This window comes from Armatimonadota bacterium (assembly GCA_031081675.1).
In the GTDB taxonomy this organism is placed as follows: domain Bacteria; phylum Sysuimicrobiota; class Sysuimicrobiia; order Sysuimicrobiales; family Kaftiobacteriaceae; genus Calidihabitans; species Calidihabitans tengchongensis.
The window spans coordinates 122,238-137,438 of sequence record JAVHLZ010000002.1; the positions used below are offsets into that span (position 1 = coordinate 122,238).

At 71.4% G+C, this 15,201-nt stretch carries 14 protein-coding genes; 5 read left to right on the forward strand and 9 right to left on the reverse strand.

Features of this window, described 5'->3' with window-relative positions; translation table 11 throughout:
• Position 1 precedes the first annotated feature (1 nt).
• The 4 genes from RB150_01460 to RB150_01475 all read right to left on the reverse strand — a co-directional run bounded on the left by RB150_01460 (position 2) and on the right by RB150_01475 (position 3,911).
• Entirely contained in the window at positions 2–337 is a 336-nt protein-coding gene (locus RB150_01460) for a DUF1844 domain-containing protein (protein MDQ7819206.1), read from the reverse strand.
• 79 nt (positions 338–416) lie between these two features.
• On the reverse strand, positions 417–2,441 hold the full coding sequence (locus RB150_01465) for a TRAP transporter fused permease subunit (protein ID MDQ7819207.1): 2,025 nt from the start codon (positions 2,439–2,441) through the stop codon (positions 417–419).
• On the reverse strand, positions 2,438–2,965 hold the full coding sequence (locus RB150_01470; GenBank protein ID MDQ7819208.1) for a hypothetical protein: 528 nt from the start codon (positions 2,963–2,965) through the stop codon (positions 2,438–2,440). The genes RB150_01465 and RB150_01470 overlap by 4 nt, the downstream gene beginning before the upstream one ends.
• Positions 2,946–3,911 carry a TAXI family TRAP transporter solute-binding subunit gene (locus RB150_01475; protein MDQ7819209.1) on the reverse strand — a complete coding sequence of 322 codons (966 nt, stop codon included), beginning with the start codon at positions 3,909–3,911 and terminating at the stop codon, positions 2,946–2,948. Before RB150_01475 ends, RB150_01470 begins: the two co-directional genes overlap by 20 nt.
• Positions 3,912–4,106: 195 nt before the next feature.
• Between RB150_01475 and RB150_01480 the strand changes: the two genes are divergently transcribed.
• Genes RB150_01480 through RB150_01495 form a run of 4 tightly spaced genes read left to right on the forward strand, consistent with a single transcriptional unit; the run spans position 4,107 to position 8,392 of the window.
• Positions 4,107–4,814 carry an FCD domain-containing protein gene (locus RB150_01480; protein ID MDQ7819210.1) on the forward strand — a complete coding sequence of 236 codons (708 nt, stop codon included), beginning with the start codon at positions 4,107–4,109 and terminating at the stop codon, positions 4,812–4,814.
• Positions 4,815–4,855: 41 nt separating this feature from the next.
• Entirely contained in the window at positions 4,856–6,547 is a 1,692-nt protein-coding gene (locus RB150_01485; GenBank protein ID MDQ7819211.1) for an ABC transporter substrate-binding protein, read from the forward strand.
• A gap of 6 nt (positions 6,548–6,553) precedes the next feature.
• Positions 6,554–7,501, forward strand: coding sequence for an ABC transporter permease (locus RB150_01490; protein MDQ7819212.1), 948 nt, complete (start codon positions 6,554–6,556; stop codon positions 7,499–7,501).
• Positions 7,502–7,507: 6 nt separating this feature from the next.
• Positions 7,508–8,392, forward strand: coding sequence for an ABC transporter permease (locus tag RB150_01495; protein ID MDQ7819213.1), 885 nt, complete (start codon positions 7,508–7,510; stop codon positions 8,390–8,392).
• Positions 8,393–8,437: 45 nt separating this feature from the next.
• On the opposite strand, the gene RB150_01500 is transcribed toward RB150_01495, so the two are convergent.
• The 5 genes from RB150_01500 to RB150_01520 form a co-directional block, all read right to left on the reverse strand.
• Complete coding sequence (locus RB150_01500) at positions 8,438–10,393, reverse strand: aconitate hydratase (GenBank protein ID MDQ7819214.1); 1,956 nt, start codon at positions 10,391–10,393, stop codon at positions 8,438–8,440.
• Positions 10,394–10,483: 90 nt separating this feature from the next.
• Entirely contained in the window at positions 10,484–11,464 is a 981-nt protein-coding gene (locus RB150_01505; protein ID MDQ7819215.1) for a uroporphyrinogen decarboxylase family protein, read from the reverse strand.
• On the reverse strand, positions 11,461–12,360 hold the full coding sequence (locus tag RB150_01510) for a DUF1028 domain-containing protein (protein ID MDQ7819216.1): 900 nt from the start codon (positions 12,358–12,360) through the stop codon (positions 11,461–11,463). The genes RB150_01505 and RB150_01510 overlap by 4 nt, the downstream gene beginning before the upstream one ends.
• Positions 12,361–12,376: 16 nt before the next feature.
• The gene (locus tag RB150_01515; protein MDQ7819217.1) at positions 12,377–13,513 is read right to left on the reverse strand and encodes a Xaa-Pro peptidase family protein; all 1,137 of its coding nucleotides are present in this window, start codon (positions 13,511–13,513) and stop codon (positions 12,377–12,379) included.
• 7 nt (positions 13,514–13,520) lie between these two features.
• Positions 13,521–14,120 carry a GNAT family N-acetyltransferase gene (locus tag RB150_01520; protein ID MDQ7819218.1) on the reverse strand — a complete coding sequence of 200 codons (600 nt, stop codon included), beginning with the start codon at positions 14,118–14,120 and terminating at the stop codon, positions 13,521–13,523.
• Positions 14,121–14,179: 59 nt separating this feature from the next.
• Between RB150_01520 and RB150_01525 the strand changes: the two genes are divergently transcribed.
• Positions 14,180–14,971 carry an inositol monophosphatase family protein gene (locus RB150_01525; GenBank protein ID MDQ7819219.1) on the forward strand — a complete coding sequence of 264 codons (792 nt, stop codon included), beginning with the start codon at positions 14,180–14,182 and terminating at the stop codon, positions 14,969–14,971.
• Positions 14,972–15,201: the final 230 nt, after the last annotated feature.

A 15,201-nucleotide genomic window follows, 5' to 3' on the forward strand; every position in this document is an offset into this window, starting at 1 on the left:
CCTACGGGCCTCCCGCCGGCCGCCCTGCGGTCTGGGCGGCCTCCGCCCGCGCCTTCTGCTCCACGAAGTTCAGGCGCAGGTCCGCCAGCAGCGCGTCCATCTCCCGGCGCTGGCGGTCGTCCAGGCGCGGGCGCAGCAGGTCCAGAACTGCCGACATGGTGTCGATGGCCAGCCGCGCGTCGTCGAAGTTCTGCTCGATCTTCTTGGTGTTCGGGTTGGGCACCAGCCCCAGGTACTGCCAGGCGCTGCCCGCCAGCACGCCCACAAACCACCGCAGCAGGTCCACCAGGGTCGCCGGCTGCTCGGGAGTCTGCGCGGTTTCCTGCTCCTCGGCCATGCGCCCGTCCCTCCTTCCCTGCGGTACGCTTGTGACACTCCTAGCATACACGTCCCGCACCCGCGGCGGGCCAGAGGGATCAGCGGGGCTGAGGGGCGGGGCGGGTGATGGCCTGCACGGCCAGGACGCCGCCGGCCAGGGCCAGGGCGAGCAGGTCCAGGGCTGTGGCCGGGTAGATGAGCAGGAGGCCGGCCGCGATGAGGATCGCCCGTTCCGGCCAGGTGGTCTGCCGCAGCGCCCACCCGCTGATGCCGGCCGCCAGGGCGGCCAGACCCAGGATGGCGGTGATGGTGACCTTGACCACCTCGGCGGCCGGCGCCTGCAGGAGCAACCCCAGCCCGGCCGGGTGGATGGTGAACATGAAGGGGACTACGAACGCCGGCAGGGTGTACTTCCACGCCATCAGCATGGTCCGGAACGGCCGGCCTCCGGTGAGCGCGGCCGCCGCCAGCGGCGACAGGCCCACCGGCGGCGACACCTCCGAGAGAATGGCGTAGTAGAAGATGAACATGTGCGCGGCCAGCTCCGAGACGCCCAGCTTGGTCAGCGCCGGGGCCACGATGACGGCGGCGATGATGTAGGTGGCGGTGATGGGCAGGGCCAGCCCCAGCACCCACAGGGCGAGGGCGGCGTACAGCAGGGTGGGCAGGAGGCGTCCGCCCGCATAGGTGATGATGATGTCCGACACCTTCAACCCCAGCCCCGTCAGGTTGACGACGCCCACGATCAACCCCGCGGCCGCGCAGGTGGCGGCGACGCTGAGGACCTGGCGGCTGCCGTTGTCCAGCGCGGCGATGAGCCGGCGAGGGTCCACCGCCACCGGCCCCAGGCGGAGGCCCTCTGCCCCCCACCCCACTCCCGGGGCCGGGGTCCGCCGGACGCTCACCAGGGCCGTCTCGGGGCGCAGCAGGCTGGTGACCACCGCCAGCCCCGTGGCCCAGATGACAGCCTTGATGGCGGTGAAGCCGATGACCATGAACAGCGGGATGACGACCAGCGACGACAGCAGGTACCAGTAACGGCCCACCAGCTCGCGGGTCTCGGCCGCCGCGATCTCCACCGGCTGCAGCTGCATGCGCCGGGCGTCCAGTTCGATCATCAGCATGATGGCAAAGTAGTACAGGACCGTGGGGATGATGGTCATCACCAGGACCTGCAGGTAGGAGATCTTCAGGATCTCGGCGATGATGAAGGCCGCCGCCCCCAGGATGGGCGGGGAGATCACAGCGCCGATCCCCCCGGCCGCCAGCAGCCCCCCGGCCGACTCCCGGTCGTAGCCGGCCCGCTTCAGCAGGGGATAGGTGATGGCGCCCACGGTGACGGTGGTGGCCACCCCGCTGCCCGACGGCCCGCCCAGCAGGAACGAGGCCACGGTGGTGGCCTGCCCCGGGGCGGTGCGGCGGCCCCGGGTGAGGCTGAGGGCCAGGTCGACGAAGAACTTTCCGGCCCCGGACGCGTCCAGGACCGCGCCGTAGATGGTGAACAGGATGATGAAGGTGGCCGAGACTTCCAGCGGGACGCCGAAGATGCCCTCCAGGGTGATGTACAGCTGCCCGACCACCCGCGTCAGGTCGTAGCCCCGGTGGGTCCAGGGCTCGGGCAGCCACGGTCCGACAAAGGCGTAAGCCAGAAAGGCGGCCACCACCAGGACCAGGGCGTTGCCCACCGTGCGCCGGGTGGCCTCGAGGACCAGCAGGATGGTGATGATGCCGAAGGTCAGGTCCAGCCGGGTGGGGATGTAGGCCCGGTAGATGAAGGCTTCGAAGTCGACGAGGATGTATCCCAGCGACGCGATGCTCGCGGCGGCCAGGAGGAGGTCCCACCCGGTGGGTGAGGTCCGCTGCAGCGACCGCCGGGTTCCCGGATACAGCAGGAAGATGAGGACCAGGACAAAGATCAGGTGGCGGACCAGGTGGATCTGGCGGACGAAGGGAACCGTTGCGGCGTACAGGTGGTACACGGCCATGGCGACGCCCACGGCCGCGGCCAGCACCCCCCAGACCCCGCCCAGGGGGCGGGTCTTTCCCTCGTACTTCTCGACGATTTCCTTGACCTGCTGGTCAGGGGCGACAGGCGCGCCGCTCGAAGGGCCCGCGGGTGTCATGGCGTCTCCGGACGTTCTGCGAAGGGGCCGAGCTGCGCGACCGCCCACGGGCGGCGGACCACCCGGATCCGGACCGCCTCCCCCACCCCTACCCGGTACAGGGGCAGGAGCCGGTCGCCGACCTCCAGCCACTGGCGGCCGGTCTGGCCGATGCGGGTGACCAGCGCCGGTACTGTCGGCCCGGAGGTGGCGGCCGCCAGCCGTCCGTGGACCATGCGGTAGGGTGGATCGATGCGCAGGTACTCCATCACCGCCTCCGCGGTGGTCGTCACCTCTACCAGGCGGAGCGCGCCTTCTCTCACCACAAACTCCTCGGTGGTGGGGGCGTGATACAGGGAGTTGACATAGTGGAGTCTGACCCGGGAGCCATTGCGGACGGGAAGGCGCCACAGCAGACGCCCGCTGTCCTCGCGTGCGACCTCCAGGACAGGTACGGGTGCCAGTGCCGCCAGGGCGGCGGCCGCCAGAACAGCGGCCGCCGCCCCGATCCCGGCGGGGCCGGCTTTAAAACCCTTCGACGCCACGCTCCTTATAGTACCGGATGGCTCCGGGGTGGAACGGCACCGGCGAGCGGCCGGCCACGCCGATGAGGGTGATGTTGGCCGCCTCCCGGTGGACCCGCGCCAGCTCGTCGCGCTTCTCAAACAGCAGCTTGGTGATCCGGTAGGCCAGCTCGGCGTCGAAGTCCCGGTGGACGACCAGCAGGTTCGCCACGCCGATGGTGGCCACGTCGGCCGTCATCCCCGGGTAAAACTCCTTGCGGATGACGGCGCGGAAATACAGGTTCCCCCACCGGCGCTGCATGGCCGGCAGCACGTCGTCCAGGGGGATCAGCTTGATCCGCACGCCGGGGGACACGGCCAGGTCCAGGACAGACGAGGTGGGCAGGCCGCCGCTCCAGAAGAAGGCGACGATCTTGCGGTCCTTGATGGCGTCGGCCGAGGGCGCCGGGCCCAGGCGCTCCTTGCGGATGTCGCGGTCGGGGTCGATCCCGGCCGCCTGGAGGATGCGCAGGGCCGTCAGCTCGGTGCCGCTGCCCGGCGGGCCCACCGACACGGGCTTGCCCCGCAGGTCCTGGATGGTGTTGACGCCGGTGCCCTCGATGGTCACCAGGTGGTTGAAGTTGTTGTACAGAGGGGCCAGGGTACGGATGGGCACCGGCGAGCCCCGGAAGATGTCCAGCCCGTGGTAGGCGTCATACGCGGTGTCGGCCAGGGTGAAGGCCAGGTCGGCGCGCTTGGCGGCGATCAGGCGCATGTTGTCCACCGACGCCGGGGTGACCTCCGCGGTGGCCGTCACGCCGGGGATCTCCTTGGAGATCAGCGACGCCAGCCCGCCCCCCAGCGGGAAGTACACACCGCCCGTGGTGCCGGTGGCGATGGACAGGCGCACCGCCGGCGCCGACAGGACTGCCGGCACCCATGCGGCGGCCACGGTGGCACCCACAAGCACGATGAGCAGCCGTCTCACCACTCCGTCCACCTCCCTGGAGACGCGCTTCTTCGTCGGGATTCTGTTCTCCCCAAACGATGTCCTGGCATCGTGGCGGCGGGGCGGACGTACGTCACCCCGGCCGCCCCGACCCGGTCGGAGAACTGGCCTGACCACTTGACAGCCTGACAATCCCTGTCTAGGTTTTTAGTCAAACTCAGCCGATACCCTGCTATGCCCTTTCAGCGGATTGAGACGAAGAGGAAAAGCGCCTACGTGGCCGAGCAGATCCTCGAGGCGATCCGGACCGGCGTCTACCGGCTTGGTGACCGTCTTCCCCCTGAGCGGGTTCTGGCCGACCAGATGGGCGTGAGCAGGCCGTCGGTACGGGAAGCCCTCAGCGCGCTCCAGCTGGTGGGCGTCGTGGACAGCCGCGCCGGGGACGGCACGTACGTGACCGGCCTCCCGGAGGGAGCCGGGTACAAAGCCCTGTCGTGGCTGGAGGAGAGCGACAGCCCCGTGGAGGCCCTGGAAGCCCGCCGGGTCCTGGAGCGGGCCGTCGCCGCGTGGGCGGCCGGGCGCGCGACGGACCGGGCTCTGCAGGAGGTCCGGCGCGCCCTGGACGGCATGCGGGAGGCCGCCGTCCGGGCGAGCTTTGAGGAGTTCAACGCAGCCAACGCCGTCTTTCACCTCGCCATCGCCCGGGCCACCGGCAACTCACTCCTGGAGCGGGCCGTCCGGCCGCTGGTGGAGATCATGGGACAGCAGCTGGCGGTGGCGCTCCGGGCCCGGGATTACACTCCGGACAGCACCTTCTTTGCCACCGCCTGCCGTGCCCACGAGGAGATCTACGCGGCCCTGGCGGATCGGGATGCACCTCGGGCCGCAGCGGCCATGGACGCCCACTTCGACATGATCGAGGACGCGCTCAAGCGCGAGTAGTCTGTGGGGTGAACGTCCGTTCAGAGGGGGAGGGATCCGTTGTGGACGAGCGCCGTATCCCGCAGTGGGAGGCGGACCTTCGGTGGGCGCTGGACTACGATCCCGCCGATCCCCGGCTGGGGCTGGACTGGTCTGACCTGAGCAGCGGCCGGATCACCCGCCGCGTGTTCCTGCGGCTGGCGGTCGCCGCCGGAGCGCTGCACTACCTGTCCCCGCTCCTGCGGCCGCTTCCGGCGTTCGCCCAGGGGCGACCCGGGGGCGAACTCAAGGCTGCCTGGAACGTCCGGGAGTTCACCAACCTGGACCCGGCCTTCATCAACCAGGTGGTGCAGTTCCAGGTGACCAGCAACGTGCTGGGCGGGCTCACCCACATCGACGAGGGGCTGGTGCCCCGGCCCGACCTGGCGGAAAGCTGGGAGGTGAGCTCCGACGGGCTGGTGTGGACCTTCCGCCTGCGCCGGGGAGTGAAGTGGCACAACGGGGACGACTTCACGGCCGACGACGTCATCTACACCTTCAACCGGACCCGGGATCCGGCCGTGGGGTCCCTGCACCGCAGCATCCTGGACCCCTTTGAGAAGGCGGAGAAACTGGATGCGCACACGGTGCGCTTCACCCTCAGGCAACCCCGGGCCTCCATGCTGGTCAAGATCACCGAGCGCAGCAGCGGCCGCGCCCTGACCATCGTCAACCGCCGGGCCATCGAGCAGATGGGGCGCGAATACACCCGCCGGCCGGTGGGCACCGGGCCGTTCCGCATCGTGGAACACCGTCTGGGCGAGCGGATCGTTCTCGAGAAGTTCCCCGACTACTACCTGAAGGATCGGCCGCGGGTCGACCGGGTGACCATCTTCAACATCGAGGAGCCGGCCACGCTGGTGGCGGCGCTGGAGTCGGGCCAGGTGGAGTTCATCAACGTGGTCCCCGAGGCCCTGCTGCCGCGGGTGCGGGCCAACCGCGACGTGGTCATCTCCCAGGCCGACGACCCGGGGTTTCAGGCCGTCTTCTTCAACCTGCGCGCCGACAAGCAGCAGAAAATCGGCAAGGCCTCCCTGCCCACCGACGACGTGCGGGTGCGGCTGGCCCTGGCCAAGGGGATGGACCGGGACGACCTCATCCGCCGGGCGCTGTTCGGTCTGGGGGTTCCCGCCTTCGGCCCCATCCCCAGGGCCCAGAAGACATACTTCCGCGATCTGGCCGCCACCAGCCCCCAGCGCTTTGACCCGGACCAGGCGCGGCGGCTGCTGGCCGAGGCCGGCTACCGGAGCGGGTTCAGCATCAAGATGCTGGTCAGCCCCGGGGTGCGGCGGCGGGGGGAGGTCATCGCCGACATCTACAAGCGCACTCTGGGCATCACCATCGAGCTGGAGGTGGTGGACTTCCCGGTCCAGGTCCAGCGCTTCGACCAGGGCCAGTTCGAACTGTGCCAGATCGGGTCGGGCGGGGACCCTGACCCTGACGACTCCATCGACGACTGGTTCTGGAGCGGGGCCAAGTTCAACACCTTCGGCTACGCCAATCGGGACGTGGACGCCCTGAACGCGGCCCAGCGGGAAACGGTGGACACCGCCAGGCGCGTCCGCTGGGTGCAGGCCGCCGTGGACCTCATTGCCAAGGACGCGCCCTGCGTCTTTCTCTTCCACGGGGTGGACGTGGCCGCGTACCGGCGCAACGTGCGGGGCTTTGTGCACATTCCCGGCCTGCGGGACCTGGACACGCTGACCGTGCGGTAGCCGGACGTGAAGGCGTACATCGCGCGCCGGGTCGCCTACTCGCTGCTGGTCATGTGGGCAGTGGCGACCCTGGTGTTCTTCATGATGCGGGCGATCCCCGGCGACCCGGTGCGCGCGCTGGCCGGGTTTGAGGCCGACCCGGCCACGGTGGAGCAGATCCGCCGCAACCTGGGGCTGGACCAGCCGTTTCCCGTCCAGTACGTCCGGTGGATGGGGCGCCTGCTGCGGGGGGACCTGGGGGCGTCCATCTGGAACCAGCAGCGGGTGTCGGTGCTGATCCGGGAAGCCCTGCCGCGCACCCTCTCGCTGGCCCTGCTGTCCTTCGGGGTGGCCGTCGGTCTCGCCCTGCCGGCGGGGGTTGTGTCCGCCGTCCGGAGGTACTCGCCGGCCGACCACGCCCTGACGGTCCTGGCGTTTCTGGGACTGTCCATGCCGGACTTCTGGCTGGGCATTGTTCTGATCATCATCTTTGCCGTCAAGTTGCAGCTGCTGCCGGCTTTCGGGTACGAGCCGCTGTCGGCGGGGGTGGGGGTGTGGCTGTCACACCTGATCCTGCCCGCGGTGACCACAGGGACGACCTTTGCGGCGATCCTGGCCCGCATGACCCGGTCCGCGCTCCTGGAGGTGCTGCGGGAGGACTACATCCGCACCGCCCGGGCCAAGGGCCTGGCGGCCCGGGTGGTCGTCCTGCGCCATGCCCTGCGGAATGCCCTGATCCCCGTGCTCACGGTGATGGGGATCGCCTTCGCCCTGCTGCTGGCGGGAGCGGTGATTGCCGAGAACGTCTTCGCCATCAAGGGCGTGGGGCGGTTGCTCATTGAGGCCATCCTCAACCGCGACTTTCCCATTGTCCAGGGCATGATCCTGGTCATCGCCGGGATCTTCGTGTTCACGAACCTGCTGGTGGACGTCCTGTATGCTCTGGTGAACCCCAAGATCCGCTACGTGGAGTGAACCAGCGTGGGCGTGGCCGAGCTGGTGTATCCGGCCGTCGTCCCCCGGCGCCGCGGGGTCCGGGCCATCGCCCGACGCCTGGCGCGGGACCGACGGGCGGCGGTGGGGGTCGTCCTCCTGGCCGTGGCCGCCGCGACCGCGCTGGCCGCGCCGTGGGTGGCTCCCTACGATCCCGCCCTCCAGACCGCCGACATCCTGGTCGGCCCCGGGCGGACCCACCTGCTGGGGACCGATGACCTGGGCCGCGACCTGCTGTCCCGGATCATCTTCGGGGGGCGGGTGTCCCTGATGGTGGGGCTGGTGACGGTGGCGCTGGCGGCCGCCGGGGGGTCGCTGCTGGGGCTGGTGGCCGGCTACTACGGCCGCTGGGTGGATACCCTGGTGATGCGCTATATCGACCTGCAGTGGGCCTTTCCCAACTTCATCATCGCCGTGGGCCTGGTGGCCATCTTCGGCACGGGCCTGGCCAACGTCATTGTGGCCATCACCCTGGCCTTCGTGGACGACTTCGCCCGGATCGCCCGGGCCATGGTGCTGGCCATCCGCAACGAGGAGTACGTGGCGGCGGCGCGGGCGCTGGGAGCCTCAGACCGGCGCGTCATCTTCCGCCACATCCTGCCCAACGCCGGCGCGCCGATCATCGTCCAGGGGACGGTCAGCATCTCCTACGCCATCCTGGGAGAGGCCGGGCTGTCCTTCCTGGGGCTGGGCGTCAAGCCGACCACGCCCACCTGGGGCCTGATCCTCAACGACGCGCGGCCGTTCTTCCTCAGCGCCTGGTGGCTGGGGGTGTTTCCGGGGCTGGCGATCATGCTGGTGGTCCTGAGCATCAACTTCGTGGGGGACGCCCTGCGGGATCTGCTGGACGTGCGGGAGTACGTGGGCCGGTGACGGCGTGCCGCCCGCGGGCGGGCACCGGCTGAGGTGCCGGGTCGGTCAGGTCCCGGACCGCTGCCGGGCGTGGGCCAGCCGGCCGCCGGCCAGCAGGTAGGCCCGCTCCCGGGGCGTGAGGGTCACGGTGACGGTGACGGTGCCGCCCCGGGTGAGATTGCGCACCGTGAAGGTGCTGGCGCCGGCCGCGATACCCTCCCGTACCCCGGGGATCTCCAGTTCGTCGTCCCGCTGCACCCGCTCGTAGTCGGCGGGGTCGGCAAAGGTGAAGGGTACCACACCCCAGTTGACCAGGTTGGCGTGGTGGATGCGGGCGAAGGACTTGGCCAGCACGGCCCGGACCCCCAGGAACATCGGGGCCAGGGCCGCGTGTTCCCGGGACGAGCCCTGCCCGTAATTCTCCCCGCCCACGATGAACCCCCCGCCCCGGCTGCGGGCGCGGGCGCTGAAGTCGGGGTCCAGGCGGTGGAAGACGTACTCGGCCAGCCGGGGGATGTTGGAGCGGAAGGCCACGATCTCGGCTCCGGCGGGCATGATGTGGTCGGTGCTGATGTCGTCGCCCACCTTGATCAGCACCGACCCCCTCAGACCCTCCTCCAGAGGAGGCTTGACCGGCGCGGGGCGGATGTTCTCGCCCCGGTGCACCTCGATGGCCGCGGCCTCCTCCTCGGATGCCGGCGGGATCAGGTTGGGGTTGTCCTGGGGGATGGCCTCCGGCAGCAGCGGCTCCGGGGCGGAGATGCCCAGCTCCTTTTCCAGGTCTTGGGGGTCGGTGAGGACGCCCCGCAGGGCGGTGGCGGCGGCGGTCTCGGGGCTGGCCAGGTACACCTGGTCGTCGGCCAGGCCGCTGCGGCCCTTGAAGTTGCGGTTGATGGCCCGCAGGCTGCGCGTGCCGGGGGCCGGCACATGGCCGAAGCCGATGCACGCCCCGCACGTGGGCTCGGCCACGTTGACGCCCGCGGCCAGCAGGTCGGCCACGTACCCTTCCCGGGCCAGCAGCTCCAGGTCGGCGCGGCTGCTGGGGTGGACGAAGACGTACACCTCGGGATGGACGCGGCGGCCGCGCAGGATGCGCGCCACTGCCTGGATGTCGGTGTACGAGCCGTTGGTGCACGAGCCGACCATCACCTGATGGATCCGGATCCCGGCCACCTCCCGGACCGGCACCACGTTGTCGGGCTGGCTGGGCAGGGCCACCAGCGGCTCGACGGCACTCAGGTCCAGCTCCAGGGTGTCGTCGTAGTCGGCGTCCGGGTCGGGCAGCATCTCCCGCCAGTCGCGCAGGCGCCCCAGGCGGCGGAAGTAGTCCCGGGTGACGTCGTCGGAGGGGAAGACGGAGGTGGTCGCCCCCAGCTCGTAGCTCATGTTGGCGATGGTGACCCGCTGCTGGGCGTTGAGGGTCCGCAGGCCCGGGCCGGTGAACTCGAAGATCCGCCCCCGCCCTCCCCGCACCGTCAGGCGGCGCAACAGCTCCAGGATCACGTCCTTGGCAGTCGCCCAGGGCCGCAGCTGGCCCACCAGGCGCACCTGGACCACGTGCGGCATGGTGAAGAAGTACGGCCCCCCGGCCATGGCCACCGCCACGTCCATGCCGCCCGCGCCGATGGCCAGCATCCCCACGCCCCCGCAGTGGGGCGTGTGGCTGTCGGCGCCCAGAACCGTCTCGCCGGGCACGGCGAAATGCTCCAGGTGGATCTGGTGGCCGATGCCGGTGGCCGGCTTGCCGAACCACACGCCGTACTTGCGGGACGCCGTCTGCAGGTACAGGTGGTCTTCCATGTTCTCGGGCCGGATGTGCAGCACGTTGTGGTCCGCGTAGCAGGCGGCCAGCCGGCAGCGCACCCGCGGGAGGCCCAGGGCCTCAAAGTGCAGGAAGGCCTGGGTGGCCGTGAGGTCCTGGCAGAGGACCTGGTCGATGCGGATGCCGATCTCTTCGCCGGGAACCAGGCGGCCCTCCGTCAGGTGGGCCTGGAGAATTTTGCGGGTGAGGTTGGCGCCCATGGCCGGGGTTCGCCTTCCACTATAGCGCAAAAGCGGGCGATGAGCGCGAAGGCGGCGGACGCGCCGGGCGCGCCGCCGGCGGGCCGGCCCCTACGGGGGGCGCTCCACAGCCCGCCGGACGGCCAGGAGCCTTTCGGGCGGCAGGTCGACGGGGACCACGCACCCGGCGGTGACCAGCAGCCCGCGGCCGCCGGCCTGGGCGATGGCGTCGGCGACCTGGGCGGCGATCTCCTCGGTGGTGCCGGTGGACAGCGTGCCCCACTCGTCCACGCCGCCCGCCAGGCAGCCCGAGTAGCGCCGCCGGGCCTCGGCCAGGGTGGGCGGGGTGCGGCGGTCGTGCCAGTTGATGATGTCCACCGGGTAGTCGGCCAGCTGGTCGAACATCACCGCGGTCCCGTGCAGGTGCAGCATCCGCACCTCGGCTCCCGCCGCCGCCTCCAGAACCCGCAGGTCGTAGGGGCGCCCGAACTCCTCGTACTCCTCCACCGTCAGGTAGTCGGTGGTGGCGCACTGGGTGGCGAAGAAGATCCCGTCGGCTCCGGCGGCCAGCGCCTCGGACGCAAACCGCGCCGTGACCTCGGAGATGACCTCCAGCCCCGCCACGAGGTCGTCGGGGGACTCCCGCAGGTAGCGCACCAGGGCCTGGTCCCCGCACAGGGTGCGGGCCACCGTCAGGGGGCTGAAGACGGTGGCCAGGATCAGGTCGTCGGCCAGGTCGCCGCGGATGAGGCCGAGGGCGTGCAGCTCGCGGCCGTAGGCCCCGGCGGTGACATCCAGAACCCGCAGCCGCCTCCAGTCGGCCGCCCTCTTGACGGGGCGGTCGGTGTAGTGGCGCACTCCCTCCCGGTTGGGCCGGTACCCCGCCCGCAGCCCCCAGTCGTCGCCGTAGTAGCCGCTGGCCGGGGTGACCTTCAGCAGGTCCCATCCGAACTGCCGCTGGAAGGCGATGTGGGCCCGGGCGAGCGTCTCCGCTTTCTGGTCGTCGGTGGGGAAGTGCCGCCACAGGGCCACCGGCACCCGGTCCACCGGCGCGCCCCTGATGGCGGCGAGGACCCGCTCCCGGCCGGTCATCGCTGCGGGTCCGCGGGCGCCCCGAAACGCCGCCGCATGAACTGCAGGATCTCCCCGTCCACCAGGTCGTCCTCGCGCCAGCGCTCCTCGAAGTTCTCGATGGCGCAGAAGCGGCGGAACGCCTCCCGGGTGGCGTCGTCGTAGACGCCGGTGATCTCCCCGCGGTAGTAGCCCAGGCGGCGGAGGATCTGCTGCACCTCCCGGGCGACGGCGCCGGTGAGGGGGGTGAGGCGGGCGGGGTCGGTGGTCCCGAAGTACAGCCGGTGCAGCTCCAGCAGCGTGCGCAGCTCCACCAGAGGCGTGGGATGATCGTCCACCCGCAGGTCGATGTAGCGGTCCAGGTAGCCTCCGTAACTGCCCTTCTCCTTGGCCACGTACAGCGCCGCCGACTGCTGGCCCCGGCTGTCACCTCCCGCGGCCTGCCCGGCCTCCAGGGCGGCGAGCAGCCGCTCGGGCAGCGGGCCCGTGGATCCCTCAAACGCCTCCGCCATGCGGTCCACCACGGCGGCCCCGGCCAGGATGTTGCCCTGGCACGTATAGCCCCGCCCGGTGCGGTGGCCGGCCCAGGCCAGACACTCGCGCCCTGTCCAGGCGGCGGCGTTGCCGCGGCAGTCCACCACGCCCACCTGGCGGTGGTCCCGCTGCGGGTCGGGTTCGGTGAGCAGCCGCACCACGTCCTCGGCGCTGTGGCCGCGCGCCAGCAGGTCCAGCCCCTGGGGGCCGTAGCCGAGGTTGGCCCACGCCTGGGTGGCCACGGCCCCGGCGCCGGCCCGCGCCCAGGGGACCACGGCGCCGACGGCCAGGAACTTGCTGGCCACGGCAACCCCCACCTCGCCCGTGGACGGGTCCAGGGCCACGATGGAGAAGGTGGACGGGACGATGGCAGAACACCTCATCGGATCCCCCCTGATCTCACGGCCGGCTCAGCTCGTCGAGGGATTTGGGGAAGCGGGTCAGGATCTCACAGCCCTCCTCGGTGACCACCACCGTGTCCGAGTGGCGGAACCCCCCCACGCCCTCCACGTAGATGCCGGGCTCCACCGACATCACCATGCCGGGGGCCAGCACGGTGTGGTCGCCGGGCGCGAAGAAGGGCAGCTCGTGAATGTCGATGCCCAGGCCGTGGCCGGTGCGGTGGATGAACGCGTGCCCGTACCCGGCCTCGTCGATCACCCGGCGGGCGGCCCGGTCCACCGCGCTGCAGGGCACGCCGGGCCGGATCGCCTCCAGGGCCGCCTGCTGGGCGCGCACCATCAGCTCGTATAGCTGCCGCTGGGCGGCGGTGGGCGGCCCCACGATCATGGTGCGCTCGTCTTCGGCGTGATAGCCCTCGGTGGCGCACCCGGTCCCGTGGATGACCACGTCGCCTCGCCGCAGGCGGCGGCCCGAGGGCAGCGAGTGGGGCAGGACGGTCTTGTCGCCCGAGACCGGCCGCGAGCCGGCGGTGACGTGGTGCTCGGGGTAGCGGCGGGCCGCCTCCACCAGCATGGCGGCATCGCCCCGGGCCATGATCTCGATCTCGCTGACCCCGGGCCGGCTGCTCTCCACCTCCACCCGCATGCCCAGCTCCGCCAGCTCCGCGCTGATCCGGATCAGCCGGATCTCGTCCCGGTCCTTGACCATCCGGCGGCGCTCCACCACCCCGCGCGCCGGCTGCAGCGGGTGTCCCCACCTCTCCGCCAGGTAGGCGTGGCCCTCGGCGGTGAGGCCGCCGGGCTCGAACCCCACCCGCCGTCCGTGCAGTTCCAGCTCGCGCAGGGCGTCCATCGCGCAGTCCAGGGCCAGATGCAGCGGCGACCGCCCCTCCAGGCCTCCCAGGTCGGCGTCCGAATAGGCACGGACGTCGGCGATGCGCGAGCGCTGGCGGGCGTGGGCCAGCTCCAGTTCGGGGACGATGAGCACCGGGTGGTCGGTCACCACCACCAGGACCGGCCGCGAGTAGATGACGGCCCGGAACCCGGAGACGTAGTAGGTGTTGGCGGGGGTGCTGACCAGCAGGGCGTCCAGCCCGGCGTCGCGCACGTCGCGGAGGACTGCGTCCAGGCGCACGGCCGTCTCACCCCCTGCGGGGCGGTTCCCGCCTCTGGAGCAGGTCCAGCTTCATCTGGTGCATGTACACCCGGAACCCCAGGCGCTCCCAGAACGGGATGGCCTCGTTGGCGGCCGCGACGGTGAGCTCCACCAGGGTGACCCCGCGCCGGCGCAGCCAGGCCAGGATCTCCTCCACCAGGCGCCGGCCGATGCCGCGGCGGCGGTACTCGGGCCGCACGTACACGTCGTGGATGTAGCCGCGCTGCCGCTGGGCGAAGAAGGCCGGCATGGTGGTGATGCGCCCCACCGCGTAGCCGATGATCTCCTCGCCGTCCCGGGCCACCACCGCCAGAGCGTCGTCCCGGGCCAGCAGGGCCCGCAGGTACGCCCCGTACTCCCGCTCCCAGTCAGGCGCCGGCCGGAACGCCGGGTCCAGAGCCGAGTGGAACTCGGCCAGCTGGCCCCAGATGGGCAGGATCCCTCCGATATCCCGCGATGTGGCGCGGCGGATCTCGACGGTCGCAGCCACAGGTCCTTCCTTCCGTGCGCGCGGGGGCGGCCCCTCCTGGCGGGTTCCCTCCCCCGCAACCGGACAGGGGGGACCGCCGCCGCCGCAGAACGCCATCCACCGTGCGCGGCCCGCGGGAGATCCGGCCAGGCGCGCGGTCCGACAGGAGGTGGTCTGTGGAGGCAGAGTTCGTGGCGGCGGCCGCCGACGCGGCGGTGCAGGCGGGCCGGCTGCTGAACGGCATGCTGGCGGCGCCCCGGGAGGCCAAGGCCGTGACCACCAAGCGGGGGCCCGCCGACCTGGTGACCCGGGCGGACCGGATGGCCGAAGACCTCATCGTGGGCCTGCTGGCCCGGCGCTTCCCCGACCACGGCATCCTGGCCGAGGAGGGAACCGTCCGCTCCGGAGGGCCGTACCGGTGGATCGTAGACCCTCTGGACGGCACCACCAACTTCGCCCACGGCGTGCCCCTGTTTGCCGTCTCCATCGCCCTGGCGCGGGACGGCGAGCTGGTGGCCGGGGTGGTCTACCATCCCCCCCTGGACGAACTGTTCGTGGCCCGGCGGGGCGGCGGGGCCGTCGTGCGGCGGGGGAATGACGAGCGGCCCCTGGGGGTGTCGGACATCGCGGCCGTGGCCGAGGCCGTGGTGGCCACCGGGCTGCCCTACGAGATCCGCGAGACGGGGCTGAACATCGCGCAGATCCGGCGGCTGATGCGCACGGCCATCGAGGTGCGCATCCTGGGCGCGGCGGCCCTGCACCTGGCCTATGTGGCGGCTGGCCGGCTGGACGCCTTCTGGGAGCCCGGCCTCAACCCGTGGGACGTGGCCGCCGGGGCTCTGCTGGTCCAGGAAGCCGGGGGCCGGATCACCGACATGCGCGGAGCCCCCTACCACCTGGACTGCCGCGACGTCCTGGCCAGCAACGGGCGCGTCCACGGCGAGATGGTCCGCCTGCTGGCCGCGTGAGCGCGTCCTGCCGGCGGGCGGGTCTCCAGGGCCCGGCCCGCCGCACCGCGGGGCCTGGCCCGGTGCGGACGTTCCGTCCCTGCCCGGGGCGTCAGGCGGCGGAGGCTGTGGAGAGCCGGCGATCCCGCACGTGCTCCCACGTGAGAACGAGCAGGACCAGGACGGCGAAGTTGAAGGCGAAGTGCAGCCAGATCAGGGGGATCACGAAGCCGAGGATCCCCTTGGGGCTT